Source organism: Paenarthrobacter sp. 10N417, assembly GCF_056394745.1.
In genome coordinates this window covers 1-20836 of record NZ_JBFTIL010000032.1, presented here as the reverse complement: position 1 = coordinate 20836, position 20836 = coordinate 1, and the positions used below count along the sequence as shown (strand labels likewise).

Below are 20836 nucleotides of genomic sequence, written 5' to 3'. Positions count from 1 at the left end.
ACTGTCATGACTGAGAACTACACCGCTCTTTATGAGCAGCACAAAAAGGCCGGCGCGTCCTTCACGGATTTCGGCGGCTGGCAGATGCCCCTGAAGTACGAGTCCGAGCTCGCCGAGCACCACGCAGTCCGCAACGCAGCTGGCTTGTTCGACCTCTCCCACATGGGCGAAGTCTGGGTCAGCGGCCCGGACGCGGCGGCGTTCCTGGATTACGCGCTCGTGGGCAAGTTGTCTGCGGTCGCCGTTGGCAAAGCCAAGTACTCGCTGATCTGCAACGCCGACGGCGGCATCATCGACGACCTCATCTCTTACCGTCGACCGTCTCCCGAGGAAGGCATCGATCAGTACCTCGTGGTCCCCAATGCGGGCAACGCCAAGGTCGTTGCGGCGGCACTGCTGGAGCGCGCGGCCGGCTTCGACGTGGTTGTGGAGGACGCCTCCGCCGAGACGTCGCTGATTGCAGTGCAGGGCCCGAATGCGGAAGCCATTCTGCTGACCTTGGTTCCCGCCGAGCAGCACGCCCTGGTGACGGAACTGAAATACTACGCGGCCGTTGAAGTCTCTATTAACGGGCAGGACTTGTTGCTCGCCCGCACCGGCTACACCGGCGAGGACGGCTTCGAGATCTACATCCCCAACCTTGACGCAGCTGGCCTGTGGGAAGCCCTCCTCGAAGTCGGCGAGGGCCACGGGCTCATCCCCGCAGGCCTTGCGGCACGCGACTCCCTCCGCCTCGAAGCCGGAATGCCGCTCTACGGCAACGAACTCTCCCGCTACGTCAACGCCTACGCCGCAGGACTTGGCCCGGTGGTTTCCCTGGCCAAGGAAAGCGACTTCATCGGTAAGGAAGCACTGACGGCGATCAAGGCCGCCGGCGTCGGATCCACCATCGGACAGAAGCTCGTCGGCCTCAAAGGTGCAGGCCGTCGCGCAGCCCGCGCCCACTACTCGGTCCTCAAGGACGGCTCACTCATCGGCGAAGTCACCTCCGGCCAGCCGAGCCCAACGCTCGGCTACCCGATCGCCCTGGCGTACGTCGACGTCGAACATTCAGCGCCGGGAACGATCGTCGAAGTGGACCTCCGGGGCAAATCGGAACCGTTCGAAGTCGTGGCCCTGCCGTTCTACAAGCGGGTCAAGTAGGTCAAGCGCGCTATGTAGGTCAAGCGGGTCAAGTAGCCCGGTGGTGCCGACCTCCTCTGCATGCTCGGCCGCGAAGGGGCCCGCTGAGCGGACCCGACGCTCCCTTAGACGCATGCTGCCGGAGGCCGGCACCACAGGGGCCGTGCGGCTCACCTTGCGCACGGGGACCAGTAGACCGAGGCGACCTGCTGAAAGGCGGCTTCCAATGCCTTGGTTCGCGGGCTTTTCTGAAGGTGAGCGGTCCATAAAGTGTGGGCCAGCCGTGGGGAGCCGGATTCCGGAAGCGTGCGTCTAAGGAAGCGACACGTCCGCTCAGCGGGCGTCCTCGCGACCGAGCACGCGGAGGAATTCGGTGTCCGGCACCCAACCCAAGTACCGCCGGGATCACGAACAGTTTTCAAAACACACAAGAAGTTAGGAATTGGAATGAGCAAAGTAGTTGCCGAGCTGAAGTATTCGGCCGAGCATGAATGGGTTGCTTCGGATGGCGCCGGGCCTGTGGGGATCGGGATCTCTGCGGTCGCTGCGGATGCCTTGGGCGACATTGTTTATGTGGATCTGCCCGAGGTCGGTTCGACCGTGACTGCGGGGGAGACCTGCGGTGAAGTTGAGTCCACGAAGTCCGTGTCTGACCTGTACTCGCCTGTTACCGGTGAGGTGACCGAGATCAACGACGCCGTCGTCGATGATCCGGCCCTGATCAACAACGATCCGTATGGTGCCGGCTGGCTGTTCAAGGTGGCCGCCACGGAAGAAGGCCCGCTCATGTCAGCTGAGGAATACGCTGCAACGAACGGTGGCGAACTGTGAACCCGGCAGCAGTGACCGAATTCGAGCAGGTCGTGTCGGCGTCGTTGGACGCCCAGCTCGCTGAGCTCGATCCTGAGATCGCCGCAAAGATCGACGACGAACTGGGCCGCCAGCGCGACGGCCTGGAAATGATCGCCTCAGAGAACCACACGGCGGTTGCCGTGATGCAGGCTCAGGGCTCCGTGCTGACCAATAAGTACGCCGAAGGCTACCCGGGCAAGCGCTACTACGGTGGCTGCGAGCACGTTGACGTGATCGAGCAGCTCGCGATCGACCGCATCAAGTCCCTGTTCGGCGCCGAGTACGCGAACGTTCAGCCGCACTCCGGTGCCCAGGCCAACGCGTCGGTGATGCACGCGCTGATCAAGCCGGGCGACACCATCATGGGCCTGAACCTGGCCCATGGCGGTCACCTGACCCACGGCATGCGGATCAACTTCTCCGGCAAGCTCTACAACGTGGTCCCGTACGGCGTCCGCGAGGACACCCACACCGTGGACATGGCCGAAGTGGAGCTCCTGGCGCAGGAACACAAGCCGGCTCTGATTGTTGCCGGCTGGTCCGCTTACGCGCGGCAGCTGGACTTCGCCGAGTTCCGCCGGATCGCTGACTCCGTTGGCGCCTACCTGATGGTGGACATGGCACACTTCGCCGGATTGGTTGCAGCTGGCCTGCACCCATCGCCGGTCCCGCACGCCCACGTCACGACGTCGACGACGCACAAGACCCTCGCCGGTCCTCGTGGAGGCATCATCCTCTCCAACGACGCCGACATTGCCAAGAAGATCAACTCGGCCGTGTTCCCCGGCCAGCAAGGTGGTCCCTTGGAGCACGTGATCGCCGGTAAGGCTGTCGCCTTCAAGATCGCGGCCTCCGCGGAGTTCCGGGAACGCCAGGAACGCGTCCTTGCTGGCGCCCGGATTCTTGCCGAACGCCTCGTCCAGCCGGACGTTGCCGAAAAGGGAATCACAGTTGTGTCAGGCGGCACGGACGTGCATTTGGTGCTCGTCGACCTCCGCAACTGCGAACTCGATGGCCAACAAGCCGAAGACCGCCTCGCCGCGATCGACATCACCGTCAACCGCAACGCCGTCCCCTTCGACCCGCGCCCGCCCATGGTCACCTCCGGCCTGCGCATCGGCACCCCGGCCCTCGCTACACGCGGTTTCGGGGAAGCTGCCTTCCGCGAGGTTGCGGACATCATCGCCGAAGTTCTGATTGCCGACGCCGATGCGGACCTTTCCGGGTTGCGGCGCCGGGTTGATGTGCTGGCGAAGGCGCATCCGCTCTACCCGGGCGTTTCGAACCTCGCCTGATCCGTGTCTCTTGGCCCGTCGGGATCCGCCGCATGCTCGCTCGGGTTGGCCCGTCGAGTCCGACCTCCTCTGCATGCTCGGTCGCATATGCACCCGCTGAGCGGATGCGATGCTCCCTAAGACGCCCGCTTCCGGATGCCGGTCCCGAAGGGGCAGCTGTTGGGTCGGCCGGTCCGGATGCCCGGGCCAATGGGGTGGTCGGGTTGCCGTGTTGGGACGAGACCGCGGGGTCGTTGGCTTGTGTTGGATGGGTCTACCTGCCGAGGGTGTTCCGTGGACGCAGGGTTGGTTTGGGAGCCGCGGGGTCCAACTGCAACGCGGGGTCACTTGTGGCCCATGTGGGGTGTGTTTGGGGGCCATAAGTGACCCCGGGTTGCTTTAGCCCACATTCTTCTTTTGGTTTGGGGAATGTATCGGGGGTCCGATTCGGGGGCTTGCTGCGGAACGTGCCGTGCGCACGGCATGTTTCGCAGCGGAGCCCCGAATCGGCGACGGCGCACTGGGATTCATGCAACGCGGGGTCACTTGTGGCCCATGTGGGGGGCGTTTGGGGGCCATAAGTGACCCCGGGTTGCTTTAGACATCTTTTGTTTTGAAAGGGATCACGGCTATGGCTGTTGGTGTTTTCGATCTGTTCACCGTGGGCATTGGCCCGTCGAGTTCCCATACTGTGGGGCCGATGCGGGCTGGGGCGGTGTTTGCCCGCGAGCTGCGTGAGTCCGACGTGCTCGGGTCGGTCGCGTCCTTGCGGGTTGACTTGTATGGGTCCTTGGCTGCGACGGGTAAGGGACACGGCACGTTCACCGCGGTGTTGCTTGGGCTGGAAGGCTTCGACCCCGAGGAGATCCTGCCTGACCAAGTGGAGGAGCGGTTGGCCTCCATCGCAGAGACCGGGAAGCTCAATCTGGCTGGTGGCCAACTTCTCGAATACGCCGTGGAGGATATGATCCTGCATCCGTTGACCGTGTTGCCGCGGCATACGAATGGGATGAAGTTTGCCGTGGCTGATGCCGGGGGCAACACCCTGCGGGAGGCTACGTTCTTTTCGGTGGGTGGCGGGTTCATCGTCCGCGAGGGTGAGGAGGACGCGGCCCGGGCCGAGTTGGAGGAGACGAAGGCGGAGTTGCCGTTGCCGTTCCGGACCGCTGCCGAGTTGCTGGGCCGCTGCTCCTCCAAGGGCCTGGGGATTTCCGACATCATGTTCATCAACGAGCGTGCGTCCCGGAGTGAGGAGGAGATCCGGGAGGGTTTGCTTCATATCTGGCACGTGATGGAGGCGTGTGTTGAGACGTCGTTGAAGCGTGAGGGTGTGTTGCCCGGGGGTTTGAAGGTCCGCCGTCGTGCTCCTGATTGGCTGGAGCGGTTGTTGAAGGAAGACAAGGACCGCAACGATCCGAAGTATTGGCAGGAGTGGGTGAACCTGATCGCCCTGGCTGTTAATGAGGAGAACGCCACGGGCGGGCGGGTGGTGACGGCGCCGACGAACGGCGCGGCGGGGATCATCCCGGCGGTGTTGTATTACGCGTTGAACTACGCCCCGGGCATGGATCAGGCCACCCAAAAGGACAGGGACGATGTGGTGGTGAAGTTCCTGCTCGCCGCGGGTGCGGTGGGTGTGTTGTACAAGGAGCAGGCGTCCATTTCGGGGGCCGAGGTGGGCTGCCAGGGTGAGGTGGGGTCGGCGTCGTCGATGGCTGCTGCCGGGTTGGCTGAGGTGATGGGTGGTACGCCGGGTCAGGTGGAGAACGCGGCGGAGATCGCGATGGAACACAACCTGGGGCTCACGTGTGATCCGATCGGGGGGTTGGTGCAGATTCCGTGTATTGAGCGGAACGCGATTGCTGCGGCGAAGGCGATCAACGCGGCGAAGATGGCGTTGTGGGGTGATGGAACGCACCGGGTGTCGCTGGATGAGGTGATCGTGACCATGCGCGAGACCGGCAAGGACATGTCCTCCAAGTACAAGGAAACCGCGATGGGCGGCCTGGCCGTGAACGTCGTCGAATGCTGACTCTTACAACCAATAAGGAAGTAAAACCATGACCCTGGCACCTGAAGGCCGTAAGTTGCTGCGCGTTGAGCAGCGTAACTCGGCTGTCCCGGTTGAACGCAAGCCCGAGTGGATCAAGGCCAAGGTCCAGATGGGGCCGGAGTTCGTCGGGTTGAAGAACCTGGTGAAGAAGGAAGGCCTGCACACTGTCTGTGAAGAGGCTGGCTGCCCGAACATTTTCGAGTGTTGGGAAGACAAGGAAGCGACGTTCCTGATCGGCGGGTCCGAATGCACCCGGCGCTGTGATTTCTGCCAGATCGATACCGGCAAACCCTCCCCGGTGGACATGTTCGAACCCACCAAGGTGGCCCGGTCCGTGCAGGCCATGCAGCTGCGCTACGCCACGGTCACCGGGGTGGCCCGTGATGACCTCGCCGATGAAGGTGTCTGGCTGTACGCCGAAACGGTCCGCAAGATCCACGAACTGAACCCGGGCACCGGGGTGGAGCTGCTGATCCCGGACTTCTCCGGCAAACCCGAACACATCGCCGCGATCTGTGATTCCAAGCCCGAGGTGTTCGCGCACAACGTCGAGACCGTGCCCAGGATCTTCAAGCGGATCCGCCCGGCGTTCCGGTACGAACGTTCCCTGGATGTCATCACCCAGGGCCGGGACCTGGGCATGGTGACTAAATCCAACCTGATCCTGGGCATGGGCGAAACCCGCGAGGAAATCTCCGAAGCCCTCCGCGATCTTCACGCGGCCGGGTGTGATTTGATCACGATCACCCAGTACCTGCGCCCCTCCGAACGGCACCTGCCCGTGGACCGGTGGGTCAAGCCCCAGGAATTCGTGGACCTCCAGCACGAGGCCGAAGAAATCGGCTTCCTCGGTGTCATGTCCGGTCCGCTGGTCCGCTCCTCCTACCGGGCCGGACGGTTGTGGGCCACCGCGATGCGCAAGAAGGGCTGGGAAATCCCCGCCGCCCTGGCACATATCGAGTCCTCCGGCACCACCCGCCAGGAAGCCTCCACCATCCTCGCCGCCCACGCCTGAACTTCGCCGCACACTTAACGCCGCACACACTTAACAGAGCCAAAGGACACCTCATGCTTCCCCTCCGCGTTGAGATCATCCCGTCCGAGGGAATCGTGGACGCCGTCAGCAAGGCTTTGCCGACGTCTACCGCGATCAGCATTACGTGCCTGCCCAAGCACGGTGTCGGCGCCACGCTGCGTACTGCCGTCCAACTAAGGGAGCTCGGCTATACGGTGGTTCCCCATCTTGCGGCGAAGGCTCTTGAAAGCCGCGCCGAGCTGTCCGCAATACTGGGCGACTGCTCGGCGTCGGGCATCACGGAAGTCTTCGCCATCGGTGGCGACGGGCAGCCCTCGGGTTCGTATTCCACTGGTGGGGAATTGCTGCGCGACATCGCCCAGATAACCTCCGGTGCCATGAGGGTTGGAGTGGCCGGGTACCCCGAAGGGCATCCGGACATCACCAACCTGCACTTGGTTGATGCGCTGCTGGCGAAGCAAGAGCACGCAACCAAGATCGTCACCCAGATGTGTTTCTCCGCAGACAAGATCCAGGAGTATGTGGCCATGCTTCGCCGCAACGGTGTGTTGCTTCCAGTTTGGGCAGGTGTGGCGGGGGCGGTGCCCAAGGCAAAGCTGGTCTCGCTTGCCACCAAGATCGGAGTTGGATCGTCCCTGAAATTCCTCAGCCGCAAAGGTCCGCTTGCGCGCAGGCTCCTGATCGGGGAACGGTACACGCCGTACACGCTCATAGAGGAGCTCTCAGCCAGCCCGGGGATCGAGGGCATTCAGCTGTACAGTTTCAATTCCTTGGACGCACTCCCAACGCCGCAAACCGTCGTCGAAGGGCTCCGGTAACCGGACCTTTAGGTGCGAACTTCCGCCGATTTTTTCGGGAAAAGTAGTAGCAAACTCCATGGTTGGCAAGGTGCCGCAGAGGCTGTACGTTTGCCGTAGGAAGGTTACTTAGCAACTGCATCGCAGCGCAGGATTTATCGGCGCAGCGCGCTTGGACGCAAGAGGTGTAGGGCCGTGAGCGCAAGCGGTGAAGCTCTCGTTGATCCAACAGGCGGCGGGGACATACTCAACGGCCGCTACCGGATTCTGGAGCTACTCGGGCACGGAGCGATGTCCACTGTTTGCAGGGCCCGTGATGAAGTCCTGCTCCGCGACGTTGCACTTAAGATCTTTTCGCCGGGCTCAGCCGATGAGGGCTTCGAAGAGCGTCAGCAGGCAGAGATGCGGTTGCTGGCAGGATTTGACCACCCAGGTTTGGTGCACATTTACGACGCCGGTGTGGACGCCGGAACTTCCGGCCCGCCGCAGGCTTTCCTCGTCATGGAACTGGTTTCGGGTAATAATCTGCGTGCGGTGCTTGCTGAGGGACCGCTCAGCCTCGCGGAAACAACGCATATCGGCCACGCCCTTGCAGGTGCCTTAGTGCAAGTTCACGGCAGCGGAGTAATTCATCGGGACATCAAACCTGCCAACATCCTGGTTTCGGAAACTCCAGGCCCTGATCGCGTAGTGAAACTCGCCGATTTCGGCGTGGCCAGAATATTGGAAGGCAGCCGGCTCACCGCCACCGGAATGACGGTGGGAACCGCACAGTACCTCAGTCCGGAACAAGCCCTCGGCCGGCCCTTGACTCCTGCCAGCGACATCTACTCCCTCGGCCTGGTACTCCTGGAGTGCCTCACCGGCAGGACGGAGTATCCGGGGACGCCGATCGAGTCGGCTGCAGCCCGTCTTCACCGTGCCCCCGTCATCCCTGAACAGATCCACCACCCGATAGCCGAGCTGCTGAAGTCCATGACGGACCTTGAGCCAGACAACAGGCCAACCGCTGCGCAGATCGAAGAGTTCCTGGGTCGCCCCTGGCAAGAGGCGTACGCACACCCTGCAGCTACCGCTCTTTTGCCGCCCCTGCCTGCCAGGGCACCCGCCGTCGGGCCAAGAACCGTAGTTTCCCCGAAGCTTCATAGAAGTGGCGGAGGGGGCCGACTCCGGGCGCTGTTGATGGTCCTTCTGGCGGCAGCGGTAGCCATCCCCCTCGCCGTTGCCCTGTCTGGTCAGGGTCCGCTGCCAGCAGACGTTACGTCGCCGTCCCCGGTTACGCAGGAATCCAACGTCCCGTCCCCGACCAGCACTCCCGCGCCAGTGGTGACGATTACCACCCCTGGGCCGGTGGAAACAGTTCTCATTCCAGGGCCGGTGCAAACCGTTCAGCTGCCTCCGTCTCAGCTGCCTCCGTCGAACTCGGGCAGCGGGCAAGGGGATGCTCCGTCGTCAGAAGCGAGCCAACAGAGCAGCCCCACGGAGGTTGCGGGAACCGAATCACCGGGGGTCGTTGAGCCGGGAGGCGACCCATCAGCGGGTGCTGGCCAAGGGGGCGGCCAATCCGACGAAAAGGGCCAGGGGGACGGAAAGAAGGGCAAGGGCAGGGGCGCGAACTAAAGCTCCTACACGCACTCTCTTGATGTGATTCACCCGTTCATGCCTCTTCCATGCTCGAACATAAGCGCAGTTTTTGCTCAAGATGGGCACAATGTTGGCTCAGTGGCAGCTGAACTTCCGGGATGGATGGTCCGCAGCGACCTCCTGACGTCAGGTACCCGTCCGCAAAAAACTGAGTACTCCTGATTCAACCGCTGCCAGCCTACTCATAGCCGCGGAACGGCCAGAGCTGGTGTGGCAAAGCGCGCTATCAGATCCGCACAGAAGCCCGTCCTGCACACCCACGACGCAACGTCGGCCAAGTAGTCCCAAGAGCGAAAACTGAGTACTCGGTAGCCGGTTCAACGTATTCCTGACCCCTTGGTCGGGCGGAAAAGAGGCGTACACCCAAGAGTAGCCACGGTGGCACTGCTGGCTGAACTATTGGGGGCATCGCTTCATCCGCCGGAAACGGTCGGGTGCTGGGGGTTGCGATGCGGCTCCCCGGGAAAAAGATCAACCAAGGAGTCATACCATGCGCAAGCTTTCCAAGAAGAGCCGGATCACCGCCACCGTTGCAGGCGTGGCATTGGTAGCCGTAGGTGGCGGAGCTGCCTACGCCTACTGGACCACCACGGGATCAGGCAACGGCTCAGCCGCCAACTCATCAGGTGGCGGAATTGTCGCCCTCCACGCCACGTTCAATGCCGGCCTGGCGCCGGGCAACCAAACGGCGGTGGCCTACACCGCCGATAACTCGACGACCTCTGGGACGGTCGTCGGAGCCCTCGCCGCGAACGTAACCACGAGCGACGCCGGCTGTCTTCCGGGCTGGTTCGAGGTCACCGCAGTTACGAGCAACTCACTCGTCGCCGCCAATTCGACCGGAACGTCGGTTGGTAGCGGTGTCCTGAAGTTCAACGACAGCGGCACCGCCAACCAGGACGCCTGCAAGTCCGCGACCGTCACGGTCAACGTCTCCAGCCAGTAGCGTTGCCCAGCCGGGGACCACCTTGCGAGTGGTGGTCCCCGGCTTACGCATTCCGCCCGCTGAACGCTTACGTCCGAAAAGAGAGCTTTCCATGGACCACCGGCCAGAGCGCACCACGCCTTTCCGTCGAGCTGGAGTACCACTCCGGGCGATTTTACTTGCGCTCGTCGTGGCCCTTGTTCCCGTGGCGGCACTCGCCGCAAGTAGTGGGCAAAGCGCTACGCAAGGCAATCCGCCCAAGGTGGCCAAGGGGATTACTGTGACTTTGTCGCCCTCGAGCCGCAGCCTGGATCAAGGGCAGTCCACCACCTTTGCAGTGTCAGCCACCTCCACTGGAGGCTTCGTGGGACCCGTGATGTTCAACGTCGCGGGCCTTCCGGCCGGAGCGACAGCCGCGTGGTCGCCGTCGTCGGTGGTTCTGGGATCCGGCGGCACCGCTCAGGTGTCGTTGACCATCACCACGGCGACCACTACGCCGGTCGGCAAGTTCGACTTCACCGTGAAGGGGACGAGCGGCGCCTTCGAATCGAACGCGGCGCCGGGGCAGTTGCAGGTTCAGGAAGTCAAACGGTCCTTTGGCGTCACGGGTGCGTTGTATGGCGTCCTGGCGCCGGGGGTGTCCCTACCAGTGGAGTTGAAGATTTCCAACCCTGAGAACAAGAGCATCGCCGTCACCAACCTCAGGGTTTCGATTGCGCAGGTGGTACGGACGCCGGCAGCGGTCGCGGCCAACCTCCCTTGCAGCAGCGCGGACTACCAAATCATCCAATACACCGGAACGTACCCATTCGCAGCTCCTTCCGGACCGAGCTCGCTGACGTCGCTGGGAGTGCCCCAAAGCAAATGGCCGCAAGTGAGGATGCTGGACACGTTGCAGCTCCAAGACGGTTGCAAAGGCGCGACACTCCAACTCACCTACTCTGGGACGGGACAGGCGAACTGACATGAAAACGCTCAGCCGGAACCTACGTAGCGGACGGATCGCACGCACCACTGCCGCCACAATTGCCCTCTGCATCCTGGGCGGCGCTGGGACCGCCTACGCCTATTGGGCCACCACCGGGATCGGCAGCGGCTCGGCGATCAACGGGACCATGCAAGCGGTGACGGTGGATGCGTTGGTCGCGGGGGATACCCTGCAGACCAGCCTCGTTCCAGGTGGAACAGCCGACGTCATCCTCCGCGCAAGCAACCCAAATGCCCATGCGGTCACCATCTACGGTATTGCTGGCAATGGCGCCGTAACTGCCGATGCCGGGCATGCCGCCTGCACCACCACCGGCGTGACCTTCACGCCACCTCCTACACCGTTGGCCCAGCCCGTCACCATCCAGGCAAATACGTCCATCCTGCTGACGCTGCCGGATGCAGCCAGCATGAGCGCGGCCTCACTCTCCGCCTGCCAAGGCGCCCAATTCAAGGTCCCCGTCACGCTGGAGGTACGGAAGTGAGCCCGCTTCGTCAGTCCGCTGCTTCGCCGTCCTCGTCCCGGCTGACGATGGGCGCATGGAACCGCGCCCTCGTGATCGTTCTCGGCATCCTCCTCGTCTCCTGGGGCGGACCCGCTGCCAGCGCTTTCTGGAGTTCTGTTAACAGTGGCTTTGGTGCTTCCAAGGCCGACGCCGTCGCCCAAGGCGCAAAGCCCACTACTTCCGTTTCCGGAACCAGCGTGACGGTTTCTTGGGCAGCGAGTACGACGACGGCGGGCCGGTCCGTGACCGGGTACAGCATCGCCCGCTACGCCTCGGCAACCGGCGGGACAAAGGTAACCGCGACGGGAACCTGCAGTGGCACGATCACGGCCCTCAGCTGTGTGGAGGGCAATGTACCCGCCGGCACATGGTTCTACTCGGTGACGCCTCTGCTTTCCCTGTGGCAAGGGGCAGAAAGCGCACGAAGCACGGGCGCAACACCTGTTACGGATACCACCCCACCGCCGGCGCCGGGCGTCACGGCTCCCGCTTATGTCTATCAGTCCAACGTGGGCAACGTTATCGTCACTGGCACAGCGGAGGCCTTGTCTTCGGTGGCCCTGACCGTTACTGGCACAGGAGCCCAGCCCATATCCCAGACTGTCAACGCTGACGCTTCCGGGGACTGGACAGCTGGGCCGTTGAACCTCAGCGCTTTTAGCCCAGGGACCATCACCTACTCCGCACGGGCAACCGATGCGGCAGGAAACACTGGCCAGCCCGGAACGGCGTCGTCCATCAAGGACGTGAGTTCGCCAACGGTGACTGGGGTCCAGCTGAACAACGGACCGGGAAGCAATAAAGTCGGCAAGATCGAGCCCCTTGATTCGCTGACACTAACGCTCTCCGAACCATTGAGCGCGAAGACCATCTGCAGTGCCTGGACGGATGATGCTGTAACGCAGACCCAGAATGCCGACAACCAGGTCACAGTCAGCATTAGCCCGACCACCAATGTGCTCACCGTTGCCAGCACTGGATGCCCGGTTCTGCGGATCGGCACTGTGGCTCTGGGCGGCACCTACAACTCTTCCTCGACAACAACCCTCACTTATAAGGGGACTTCAAGCCTGCAATGGAACCCTACTGCCAAGACGCTCACCATCACCTTGGGGACCACGGTGAGTGGAAGCCCCAACCAGGGAACGCAGAGTGCAGCCGCGGCAAGCTACACCCCGGCGTCTGGCCTCACAGATGTGGCAGGCAACCCACTGGCAACCACCGCAGTGCAAGGTACAGCCTCCCGCTTCTAGCAACAAGGAATGCGCAAACTGATAGTGCCCCTTATTCCTCGTGAAAAGGGGCACTATCTGTACGCAAACCCGGAGTAGTCCAGCGCCCGGAGCGTAGCCTTGAAGCGGACGCCAGCGCCGCCGTCGTACGTTTTTATCCTGCGACGAAAGGCGAACCGCACCTTGAAGGCTGTAGCGGAAATGTTCACGATGGGTCCAGGAAACAAGGACCATCACCCGGCTCTCCGTTGCGCTGTAGGTGTCTTTGTTCCATTGATTTCACTGACGCTGTTGGGGCGGTTGGATCTGGCCGTATTTGCTTCGTTCGGTGCCTTTACGGGCATTTATGGCCGCAATGAACCGCACAGCGTCCGCTTCCGAAGTCAGCTGCGTGCCGGTAGTTTCATGCTGCTGATCATCCTGCTGGCGACGCTCATGGCGCGGGGAGCGCAATCCTGGGGAATCGAAGGCGCCGCGTATTCGTGGCTGCTGACTGCTGCTACCACTCTCGTGGCAGGTGGGTGCTCGGTGGTGGTCGCGGCCTGGAGGCTGAGGCCCGGCGGCTCCCTCTTTCACATCTTCGCTTTCGCTGCGATCGCATCCATCCAGGCGCAGCCGCCGCTTGGGGAGGCAATGCTCGTTGCGGCAGGGACGACGGTCTTCTGCCTTCTGATCGGTATGTCATCCCGGATTTTCAAGAGCCACAGGACCCAGTGGAAGCGGCCGCCGCGCATGCGCCACACCACCCCGGAACGTCGGGCGATCTGGTTGGAAGGCGGTGGATACCTGATCGCCGCCGGCCTTGCGGGGACCATCGCGACGCTGGTGGGGGAGACGCTTGGCTTCGGCCACACTTATTGGGCCATGGTCGCGGCAGTGGTTCCATTGGTGGGGCATTCGACGCGCCATCGCGTGAGCCGTGGCATCCAAAGAATCGCCGGAACGGTGGTCGGGTTGGTGCTGCTTGCTGGCATCCTCTGGCTCAATCCTGAGTCGTGGGCCATGGTCCTGGTCATCGCTGCGTGCCAGTTCGGCGCTGAAATGTTCATCGCGCGGCAGTACCTTGTGGCGCAGATTTTCGTTACACCGCTTGCCCTGATTGCTACTTTGCTGGCAGCCCCAGTCGATCCCGGCCTCTTATTGCGGGACCGCATCGTCGAAACGTTGATCGGGGCCGTCGTCGGCGTAGCGGTAGTAGTGGCTCCCGCGCTCTGGAGGGCGCGGGCAACAGCCCCGGCTGGTTGGACTTAAATCATAAGTACACATATAACTAGATAGCCAAGATAGATCTAGTGAATGTGTGGGAGAAGACGATGACAGTCGCGCTGCGTGAACCAAGCTCCACACCAGTGGCTGGCAATACCGTAGACCTTGCTCCGGAACGGGTACTGCCGATGGGCCCAGTCCACTGCGGTTCGCACATGGCTATCTCCGCAGGGCCCGGCCATGACTCCATGCAGTGGATCACAGTGGAACCAGTCTGGCCGGAGTGGGCTTGCAGTTGCGGTTTCAGAATGGATATCGACGCCCTGGACCCGGTCAGCGGCGTCTGGGTCGCGGCACTTCGCCGCCAAAGCCTTCAACATGAGCTGGCCATTTCGCAGAACACACTCGCCCTGGCTTTCAAGAAGGCCGTCGACGCCGGAGTCGAACCCCGGGCACTTGCCGAAGTAGCCGGGCTGCCGGTTGGAGAGATTGAATCGCTCCTTAAGTAACAGGGAAGCCCTACAAGACGTCTGCCCCCAGTTGTCGGGATAATTCGCCGCGCAAACGGGCAGCTAGCGATCAGGCCGATGGCGGCGCCACCTGTTGGTGCTGGACGGAGGCCAACGTACGAGAAAGGGAAACACATGGGAATCATTGGTTGGATTGTTTTGGGTTTGATTGCAGGAGCCATTGCCAAGGCCATCATGCCGGGCAGGCAGGGAGGTGGCTGGATCGCAACACTCCTGCTGGGAATCGTGGGCGCCGTGCTGGGTGGCTGGATCGGTAGTGCCATCTTCAAGGTTGGCATCAACGAATTCTGGTCGATCTCCACTTGGTTGCTCGCAATCGGAGGTGCGCTGATCGTACTGGTCATCTGGGGATTGGTCACGCGCAGGAAGGCTTGATTCATCGAGCTTGTGGAGGCCCGGACGCGAACGCGTCGGGGCCTCCGTTTTCGTGTAGCTCTCGTCCTGCCAGTACTAGTCCTGACAGTGCTCGACGGCGACTGGAAGCTTTGGCGCGTTCGGCGGATTCACTGCCGTAGCCCTCGGTAGAACGAGTCCTTGCGGATTTGAGGCCAGGATGCGCAAGGCATCCCTTGCGCCGACTCGATCATGTTCTTCAAGCATGAGCCAAGAGGGATGAAGAGGATCCAGCAAAGCTGTGTGGATTGTTTGGACACGGCTGCGGTCGCTGCCCTTCAGTTCTGGCACCACCTTTAGGGCGTCGGTAATGGTTGCGGCCAGCACCGCTGCATCGTCAAGATGGCGACGACCATCGCGTGAGTCTTCCCTAAATGCTGCGCCCTTCAGGACCAAAGCGCCAAGCGTGTTTGGGATGCTGATAGTCACTGCTTCTTTACCTGTGGTGATCTGGCAGTACATGGTGCGCTGCAAGGCCTGCGTGCCCGCCGGGAGCCTGAAAATGTCTCGTCCGCCAAGGCGTTGGGGAGGCTTTGCGACTCCATGATCAGCGACCATAACATCCACTTGTTCCTGGCCGCGGACAAAGCGGTGCGCCGGGGCGGATCTATCGATGGATGGCTGCAGTTCGTAACCGAGTCCGCCCAACGATTCGGTGACTTCGGATGCGGTTACAGCCCCAGTTTCGACATGAAGGACTATGTCTACATCGGCCGTTGGCCGGGTGACCCGAAGGCCTGCCGCGGCCGCATGCAGTTGCACCATGAGCCCACCGACCAGCGTCCACTTTGTAGCAGGTAGCGCCTTTGCCAACTCCATGCACTGTGGCCATGGACTTCCCCAACCTCCAATTGGTATGGGTATGTCGCGAGTGGGCCGCTTGCCAAGATTCTGGCGATTTTGATCATCCATTGAGCAGCTCTTCAAGGACGCGCATACCAGCTGAACGTTCCCTGGTAGCCAGGGAATCCATGAGGTCCACCGCGATGGCGGCCAGGGGTGTGGTCTGCTCCACGAAAGGTTCAGACAGCGAGGTTTCCCGGATGGTCACGTTTCCACTGGGATCATCGACCATTCCCAGCGCGGCGGCGATCTTGCTGCCATCTCCCGGCGTTGCGTACCCGTCGAAGAATCCGCCTCCGCCAGCGAGCCCAAATCGGTGAGCGATCTCGTTATTGCGCAGCGCCGCGCCGGCAGTTGGTATCAGTGCTTCCTGAAGTGCGTCGACGGCAGTTGGCGTCGCCCGATACCGTTTCACTTCTGCACGATTCCTGGCAAGTTGCTGAACCTCTCCCGGATTTAGATCGCGGAGGCGGCGCGTTAACCGATACCTGCTGGTTGATTCAATCCAGGGTGCCTTGTCTCCGGAGAGCAAGCAGAGTGCAGCCCATGCGGTCTTCGGCGTCCAGAGTCGGCCCGAGCGCTTTCCTGATTCCAGAGCACGATGCAATGAAGCGGGGTCTATGAGAATCGTGTGGCCCACCATGCCCATGTCCGTCAAGCGACCGCTCTTCAGCATTTTACGTACGGCGACGTCGCTGACGCCCAAGCGCTTGGCGGCTTCCTTGGTGGTGACAACATCCATGCTTAAAGGTTCTCATAAAATAACCATTCTGTATATACTGAATGGTTTTCTAATAAGAACCATTCTGCGCACTCCCGGTCACAAAGCCCCCGCAGCAACACGAGTGTGGGCGCCCTGAAAAGCTCGGATACGCTGCTTTCGAGTTACACCACATCGCACGCTAAGGGTTATCAACGATGCTCACCTCAGCTGTCGACGGCGCGCCCCGCCGTCGGCCGGATCCTGCCCCGAAGAAGACTGCAACTGAGCTCGGCGCCATCGGGACACCGTTGGGCGCGTTGGCTGCGGTCATCCTCGCCGGAGTCCTTGCACTTGTCCTCCACACGCTCGCGCAGCAATCGCCGCGGCTCGGCCCGGCGTTTGAAGGCTGGGCTGCATCAGTCACCAACTCACCTTTCGCAGCAGTCCGATGGTTCTTTGGCGACATGACTGAGCCACTGTTCTACAAATCAGAGCTGGCAGCTTGCGGGTTGCTTGCTGGGGCTTTGTTGGCTTGGTTCGCTGGCCTACGGGGCAAGAACTGGGCTGGCCAGCTGACGTATGGCACCGGACTGTGGCCGTGGGTGCTGACGTCGGCGTCGCTCAGTTTGCTGTTGTCCACCTTGGTTTTCGGCAGGATGCTCGACGACGGATGGCAGCCCACGTTCGTGCCTTTTGTTTGCGTGGCCCCGGCCTTGGTCCTGATGTACGGACCCGGTTGGCGGACCTGCATGACCGGAGCTGTGCTCGGCGCCTTCTCCGTAACGCCCACCGCGTTGGTGCTGATCCCAACGGTCGCCGCGCCGCTGGGACTGCCGGCCGTGGTGACGAACGTCCTCGCGATGTCCTTGGGATCAGTAATGGCTTTCCTCATTGCCCGGAAATTGCCCTGGCTTGTCCTACGCAACTCGACTCAGCAGCCGCAAGCCATCCACCCGCCGTCGGGCGTTAACCCTGTTCTTAGGGACGCCATATGGGCGGCGCGCCGGGTCCTCTCTGACTTCACGGAAACCCAATTCTTCGCCAACGAACTCGCCAGCGCGGGCATGATCCTTGGCGTCGCGACGGCATTCTTGCTGAATCCTGCACTGCCCGCCTACGGTTCCAACCTGCTTCCGCACGTCCTGTTCGCGCAGGCCCTCACCTCGGCTATCGGCGTTGTTCTTTGGCGGGATTGGTTCCGCAATGGTGGGTGGGCTGCCACCTACGCGTCACTGGTCTCAGTGGTTCCGGCCGCCGTGCTCGCCTATGACGGCTCGTGGCTGAGCATCATCGGCGGTGCATTGCTTGGAGCCGTGCTTGCCCCTCCCATCGCCAGGGCTATTTCGGCCCGGCTGCCGGAGGGTTTCCACGCGGTCATCGGCAACACCGCCGCCATGGCAATTTCGACGGCGGTCGCCCTCCCGATCCTGGGGCTGCTGCACCGCTGACTTAGGCTGCGACCTACTTAGTCTGCGACTTACTTAGAGTCTGCGACGAGCAGCGCCTGCGGCGCCGCCTGCTTCATCCGGGTTTTCAACCAGCTCAGCTGAACCTCTGTCTCTTTGTGGCACTGTTCGACGACGGCGAGCAGCTCGTCGTCGCGAAGTGCGGACCCGGCTTGATTCACCACAGTCCACGTGACATCAACCAAGCTCGCCAGCAGATACAGGTCCTGCAGGTCGCGAAGGAGGCCGACAGGACCGGTTCGGGTTTCCGATAAACCATCGGCATGGAGCCGCTCGGGCTCGTGCTCGGATGTGTCTTTGCCGTACCGCTCCGCTATAGGGAGGAGGAGTTCCTCGTGCTTATCGCACTGCTTGGCCAAGGACTGGCAGAGGAAATGAATATCGGGCTCGGAGCCGTGGCCATCGGAGACCTGCCGGAAGGACTCGGCCAGGGTGGCTTCGCCCTGATGCAGTAAACCCAGGTAGATATTGAGGTTCATTGTTGGCCTGCCTGCCGTGAAGCGGTGGTGTTGGGCGCCGGTGCCGGTCCGTCGCCGTCGCGGATTTTCTCTACTTTCACTGCGGCATTCTTGTAAAGCGGTTGCTTTGACACCGGATCCCACTCGGTGATGGTGAGCTCGTTGGCTGCGGTCTTCCGCGAATCGTTGGCAGCATCAGGCGGGCTGGATGGCGTTGAGTCCCAGTATCCGTAGTGGAAAGGCGCAAAAACCGTCCCCGGCCGGACGCCGCTGACTCGAGCCGGCGCTTCGATAAGGCCTCGCCGGGACGAGACGCGGACGATGTCGCCCTCTGTGATCCCCAGCGCGGAAGCGTCTTCGACCGAGAGTTCCACCCACATCCTTGGTGCTGCCGCATTGAGGGTCCGAGAGCGTCCTGTCTTGGTCCGTGTGTGGAAGTGGTATGCCGTCCGCCCGGTGGTGTACCGGAGGGGGTACTCGTCGTCCGGTTCTTCGTGCGGTGGATGATACTTGGTTGTTTTGAGCCAAGCGCGGCCTTTGGGCATCTTGGCGCGGTAAGGCTCAGGCTCCACTTCGGCTCCCGTCAAGAGGTCGTGACCGTAGTTCTCGCAATAGTCAGGATCGCTGGGAAAAACGCCGTCCGTATAGAGTCGTGTGGTGCCTTCCGGGTTTTGCTCATTGCATGGCCACGGGATCCCGCTGCCGCCACGTAGTTTCGAGTAACTCAGCCCGGTGTAGTCGCAAGGGCGTCCGCGCGAGCACTCCTTCCAGGCTTCGAAGGCGTCTTCCGGCCCCTCCCACGTCAACAAGGGCGTGCCGCCCAGGGTAGTGAAGCCCATTCGGTTGGAGTAGTCCAGGAAAATATCCAGATCACTGCGGGCGTCGCCGGGCGGGTCTACGGCCTTGTCAGAGATATGGACCACGCGGGAAGCATTGGTGAATGTCCCTGTCTTTTCGCCCCATGCCGCGGCGGGGAGGACGACGTCGGCCATGCTGGCGGTTTCGGTAAGGTACAGATCCTGCACCACCAGGAACAGTTCCGGCTTAGCCAGGATCTCGCGTATCCGGGGCAGCTCGGGCAGGGAGACGGCAGGGTTCGTAGCCGAAACCCAAAGGAAATTAATGGATCCTTGCTCGGCGTAGCGGAAGATTTGCATGGCATGGGTTGGCGGTGCCCAGTGGGGGATGATCGCGGGATCCACGTTCCACAGGGAGGCCAGTTCTTCAACGTGTTTCGGGTTGTGCCAATTACGGAAGCCCGGGAGGTCGCCGTCGGCCCCGCATTCACGGTTGTTTTGTGCTGTTGGCTGCCCGTTCATCTGTAGTAGGCCGGCTCCAGGTCTGCCGAGCATGCCGCGCAACAGGTGCAGATTATTGACCTGGCAGGAGGAAGCTGTGGCCTGTGATGATTGGTAGAACCCCTGCAAAACGGTGGAAAGTACCCGATCCGAGGTGCCGAAGATGCGGGCTGCCTTCCTGATGTCGTGGGCGCTGACACCGCACACCTCGGCCGCGGCCTCGGGCGTCCATTCCTCCACAGTGGATTTCAGCTCGTCGTAGCCGAGCGTGTGGTCCTGAATGTAAGCGGGATCCTCCCAGCCGTTCTGCAGCACCTCCCGGACCAGGGCGTGCATGAGGGCGAGATTGGTCCCAGGCCGCAGGGCCAGGTGGACGTCGGCAAAACGGGCGGCCTCTGTATTTCTCGGGTCAACGCACACGAGTTTTGGTGGGTTGGGTCCTGAAAGTCGGTCCAGGATGCGGCTCCAGAGAACGGTCTGCGTCTCGGGCATGTTGTGGCCGTAAAGGAAGATGGCATCGCAGTTGTCGATGTCCTCGTAGGCGCCAGGCTGTCCGTCTGCTCCGAACGTTTCCTTGAGCGCGGATGCCGCTGTCGCAGTACAAAGGCGGGTATTTCCGTCCATGTGGGGTGTCCCGATGCCGGCCTTCCCTATCACGCCCAAGGCGTAGTATTCCTCAAGGAACAGCTGCCCGCTGGTGTAGAAACCGTGGCTGAGTGGACCCTTCTCCTTCAAGAGTTGCTTGCTGCGTTCCACAATCCGCTTCATGGCCGTGTCCCAATCAGTCACGACCAATTCGCCGCCTTCGCGGATCAACGGTTGGGTGAGCCGGTCCTTGTTGGAGACGCCCTGCCAGCTTGCGAAAAGCCCTTTTGGTCCAAGCCGCCCCTTGTTGATGCGGTCGTCCGCGCGGCCGCGAATGCCCACCATGACGCCGTCCTTAACGGCGATGTCGCAGCCGCAGCCATTGCTGCACAGCACGCAGGCGGATTGGACCCAGTGGTCGACGTCGCCCTCCGTGAGGCCTTCCTGCAGGGCGTAGTCCACGCGGGAAGGCCACTCCGCTTCCCGCGCAAACGGGGTCCTCGCGCCCCATATATCCGTAATGCGATCCACCATGATCCCACCTCTTTATCAAGGCTTTTCCCCTCGTTACAGGATTATCAGGTTGCTTATCATCAGTCCAGAGCGCCTGCTATGTGGTGGGAAAAGGAAAAAATACTCTTGATCTTTTCCTGAGCAAGTGTTGATGGATTGCAGGAGTGGTTCTTGATCCTGGCCCGGCACAGTGTTTCTTGTCAGCCACTCAGGGCCGGCACAGGAAACGGCCGGCCGGCAGCGGTGGCCTCCCGAAAGGACACTGATTCCCATGGCCATCAGCCTCAAGACCACCTCCGGCAAGGTCCTCGCTTCCGTCGCACTGCTCGGCACCGCAGCCGCGGTCGCCGGCATGGGAACCTACGGCGCGTTCACTTCCTCCACCTCGGCCAGCCAGCAAGTCACCGCCGGCA

General features: G+C 62.0%; 20 protein-coding genes. 16 read left to right on the top strand and 4 right to left on the bottom strand.

All coding sequences use genetic code 11. The features are described 5' to 3' along the window. Positions 1 to 6 precede the first annotated feature (6 nt). The 14 genes from gcvT (at position 7) to AC1DCM_RS25270 (ending at position 14539) form a co-directional block, all read left to right on the top strand. Positions 7 to 1143: a glycine cleavage system aminomethyltransferase GcvT gene (gcvT, locus tag AC1DCM_RS25335; RefSeq protein ID WP_477520139.1), complete on the top strand. Its 1137-nt coding sequence runs from the start codon at positions 7 to 9 to the stop codon at positions 1141 to 1143. A 426-nt stretch (positions 1144 to 1569) separates the two neighbouring features. Then, positions 1570 to 1953 (top strand): glycine cleavage system protein GcvH, encoded by a 384-nt coding sequence (gene gcvH, locus AC1DCM_RS25330; RefSeq protein ID WP_442004805.1) that lies wholly within the window; start codon positions 1570 to 1572, stop codon positions 1951 to 1953. Next, complete coding sequence (gene glyA / locus AC1DCM_RS25325; protein WP_477520138.1) at positions 1950 to 3269, top strand: serine hydroxymethyltransferase; 1320 nt, start codon at positions 1950 to 1952, stop codon at positions 3267 to 3269. The genes gcvH and glyA overlap by 4 nt, the downstream gene beginning before the upstream one ends. Before the next feature lie 610 nt (positions 3270 to 3879). Beyond that, a complete protein-coding gene (locus tag AC1DCM_RS25320; protein WP_477520137.1) occupies positions 3880 to 5280 on the top strand; it encodes an L-serine ammonia-lyase in 1401 nt (466 codons plus the stop codon). Between the two features lie 28 nt (positions 5281 to 5308). Further along, positions 5309 to 6316: a lipoyl synthase gene (gene lipA / locus AC1DCM_RS25315; protein ID WP_224093011.1), complete on the top strand. Its 1008-nt coding sequence runs from the start codon at positions 5309 to 5311 to the stop codon at positions 6314 to 6316. Between the two features lie 53 nt (positions 6317 to 6369). Next, a complete protein-coding gene (locus tag AC1DCM_RS25310) occupies positions 6370 to 7155 on the top strand; it encodes a methylenetetrahydrofolate reductase (protein ID WP_477520136.1) in 786 nt (261 codons plus the stop codon). Positions 7156 to 7329: 174 nt separating this feature from the next. Further along, positions 7330 to 8754, top strand: a complete 1425-nt coding sequence (locus tag AC1DCM_RS25305) for a serine/threonine-protein kinase (protein WP_477520135.1) — start codon at positions 7330 to 7332, stop codon at positions 8752 to 8754. A 514-nt stretch (positions 8755 to 9268) separates the two neighbouring features. Beyond that, positions 9269 to 9724 carry a hypothetical protein gene (locus tag AC1DCM_RS25300; protein WP_442017314.1) on the top strand — a complete coding sequence of 152 codons (456 nt, stop codon included), beginning with the start codon at positions 9269 to 9271 and terminating at the stop codon, positions 9722 to 9724. Between the two features lie 259 nt (positions 9725 to 9983). Further along, positions 9984 to 10667 (top strand): hypothetical protein, encoded by a 684-nt coding sequence (locus AC1DCM_RS25295; RefSeq protein WP_477520134.1) that lies wholly within the window; start codon positions 9984 to 9986, stop codon positions 10665 to 10667. A 1-nt stretch (position 10668) separates the two neighbouring features. Beyond that, the gene (locus AC1DCM_RS25290; protein ID WP_477520133.1) at positions 10669 to 11175 is read left to right on the top strand and encodes a hypothetical protein; all 507 of its coding nucleotides are present in this window, start codon (positions 10669 to 10671) and stop codon (positions 11173 to 11175) included. Further along, the gene (locus tag AC1DCM_RS25285; protein WP_477520132.1) at positions 11172 to 12449 is read left to right on the top strand and encodes a hypothetical protein; all 1278 of its coding nucleotides are present in this window, start codon (positions 11172 to 11174) and stop codon (positions 12447 to 12449) included. The genes AC1DCM_RS25290 and AC1DCM_RS25285 overlap by 4 nt, the downstream gene beginning before the upstream one ends. Positions 12450 to 12611: 162 nt before the next feature. Beyond that, positions 12612 to 13679, top strand: a complete 1068-nt coding sequence (locus AC1DCM_RS25280; RefSeq protein WP_477520131.1) for an FUSC family protein — start codon at positions 12612 to 12614, stop codon at positions 13677 to 13679. Between the two features lie 62 nt (positions 13680 to 13741). Next, a complete protein-coding gene (locus AC1DCM_RS25275; protein WP_477520130.1) occupies positions 13742 to 14143 on the top strand; it encodes a hypothetical protein in 402 nt (133 codons plus the stop codon). A 135-nt stretch (positions 14144 to 14278) separates the two neighbouring features. Then, positions 14279 to 14539, top strand: a complete 261-nt coding sequence (locus AC1DCM_RS25270) for a GlsB/YeaQ/YmgE family stress response membrane protein (RefSeq protein ID WP_224093026.1) — start codon at positions 14279 to 14281, stop codon at positions 14537 to 14539. A gap of 75 nt (positions 14540 to 14614) precedes the next feature. Here the strand turns inward: AC1DCM_RS25270 and AC1DCM_RS25265 are convergent, their stop codons facing one another. Next, positions 14615 to 15376: a hypothetical protein gene (locus AC1DCM_RS25265; protein ID WP_477520129.1), complete on the bottom strand. Its 762-nt coding sequence runs from the start codon at positions 15374 to 15376 to the stop codon at positions 14615 to 14617. An 85-nt stretch (positions 15377 to 15461) separates the two neighbouring features. Next, on the bottom strand, positions 15462 to 16142 hold the full coding sequence (locus AC1DCM_RS25260) for an excisionase family DNA-binding protein (protein WP_442017321.1): 681 nt from the start codon (positions 16140 to 16142) through the stop codon (positions 15462 to 15464). 176 nt (positions 16143 to 16318) lie between these two features. Between AC1DCM_RS25260 and AC1DCM_RS25255 the strand changes: the two genes are divergently transcribed. Continuing rightward, positions 16319 to 17551, top strand: a complete 1233-nt coding sequence (locus AC1DCM_RS25255) for a hypothetical protein (protein WP_477520128.1) — start codon at positions 16319 to 16321, stop codon at positions 17549 to 17551. Positions 17552 to 17580: 29 nt separating this feature from the next. Here AC1DCM_RS25255 and AC1DCM_RS25250 read toward each other — a convergent pair whose 3' ends face one another. Further along, positions 17581 to 18048 (bottom strand): hypothetical protein, encoded by a 468-nt coding sequence (locus tag AC1DCM_RS25250; RefSeq protein ID WP_477520127.1) that lies wholly within the window; start codon positions 18046 to 18048, stop codon positions 17581 to 17583. Continuing rightward, complete coding sequence (locus AC1DCM_RS25245; RefSeq protein WP_477520126.1) at positions 18045 to 20444, bottom strand: molybdopterin oxidoreductase family protein; 2400 nt, start codon at positions 20442 to 20444, stop codon at positions 18045 to 18047. Before AC1DCM_RS25245 ends, AC1DCM_RS25250 begins: the two co-directional genes overlap by 4 nt. Before the next feature lie 250 nt (positions 20445 to 20694). On the opposite strand from AC1DCM_RS25245, the gene AC1DCM_RS25240 reads away from it, so the two are divergent. Further along, a partial coding sequence (locus tag AC1DCM_RS25240) for a SipW-dependent-type signal peptide-containing protein (protein ID WP_477520147.1) occupies positions 20695 to 20836 on the top strand: 142 nt, incomplete at its 3' end.

Excerpts from the sequence above, each read along its gene's own strand:
- AC1DCM_RS25245 (WP_477520126.1), bottom strand. The coding sequence starts at position 20,444 with ATGGTGGATCGCATTACGGATATATGGGGCGCGAGGACCCCGTTTGCG.
- AC1DCM_RS25310 (WP_477520136.1), top strand. The coding sequence starts at position 6,370 with ATGCTTCCCCTCCGCGTTGAGATCATCCCGTCCGAGGGAATCGTGGAC.
- AC1DCM_RS25255 (WP_477520128.1), top strand. The coding sequence starts at position 16,319 with ATGCTCACCTCAGCTGTCGACGGCGCGCCCCGCCGTCGGCCGGATCCT.
- AC1DCM_RS25300 (WP_442017314.1), top strand. The coding sequence starts at position 9,269 with ATGCGCAAGCTTTCCAAGAAGAGCCGGATCACCGCCACCGTTGCAGGC.
- AC1DCM_RS25250 (WP_477520127.1), bottom strand. The coding sequence starts at position 18,048 with ATGAACCTCAATATCTACCTGGGTTTACTGCATCAGGGCGAAGCCACC.
- AC1DCM_RS25290 (WP_477520133.1), top strand. The coding sequence starts at position 10,669 with ATGAAAACGCTCAGCCGGAACCTACGTAGCGGACGGATCGCACGCACC.
- AC1DCM_RS25265 (WP_477520129.1), bottom strand. The coding sequence starts at position 15,376 with ATGGAGTTGGCAAAGGCGCTACCTGCTACAAAGTGGACGCTGGTCGGT.
- AC1DCM_RS25270 (WP_224093026.1), top strand. The coding sequence starts at position 14,279 with ATGGGAATCATTGGTTGGATTGTTTTGGGTTTGATTGCAGGAGCCATT.
- AC1DCM_RS25320 (WP_477520137.1), top strand. The coding sequence starts at position 3,880 with ATGGCTGTTGGTGTTTTCGATCTGTTCACCGTGGGCATTGGCCCGTCG.
- gcvH (WP_442004805.1), top strand. The coding sequence starts at position 1,570 with ATGAGCAAAGTAGTTGCCGAGCTGAAGTATTCGGCCGAGCATGAATGG.
- AC1DCM_RS25260 (WP_442017321.1), bottom strand. The coding sequence starts at position 16,142 with ATGGATGTTGTCACCACCAAGGAAGCCGCCAAGCGCTTGGGCGTCAGC.
- gcvT (WP_477520139.1), top strand. The coding sequence starts at position 7 with ATGACTGAGAACTACACCGCTCTTTATGAGCAGCACAAAAAGGCCGGC.
- lipA (WP_224093011.1), top strand. The coding sequence starts at position 5,309 with ATGACCCTGGCACCTGAAGGCCGTAAGTTGCTGCGCGTTGAGCAGCGT.
- AC1DCM_RS25275 (WP_477520130.1), top strand. The coding sequence starts at position 13,742 with ATGACAGTCGCGCTGCGTGAACCAAGCTCCACACCAGTGGCTGGCAAT.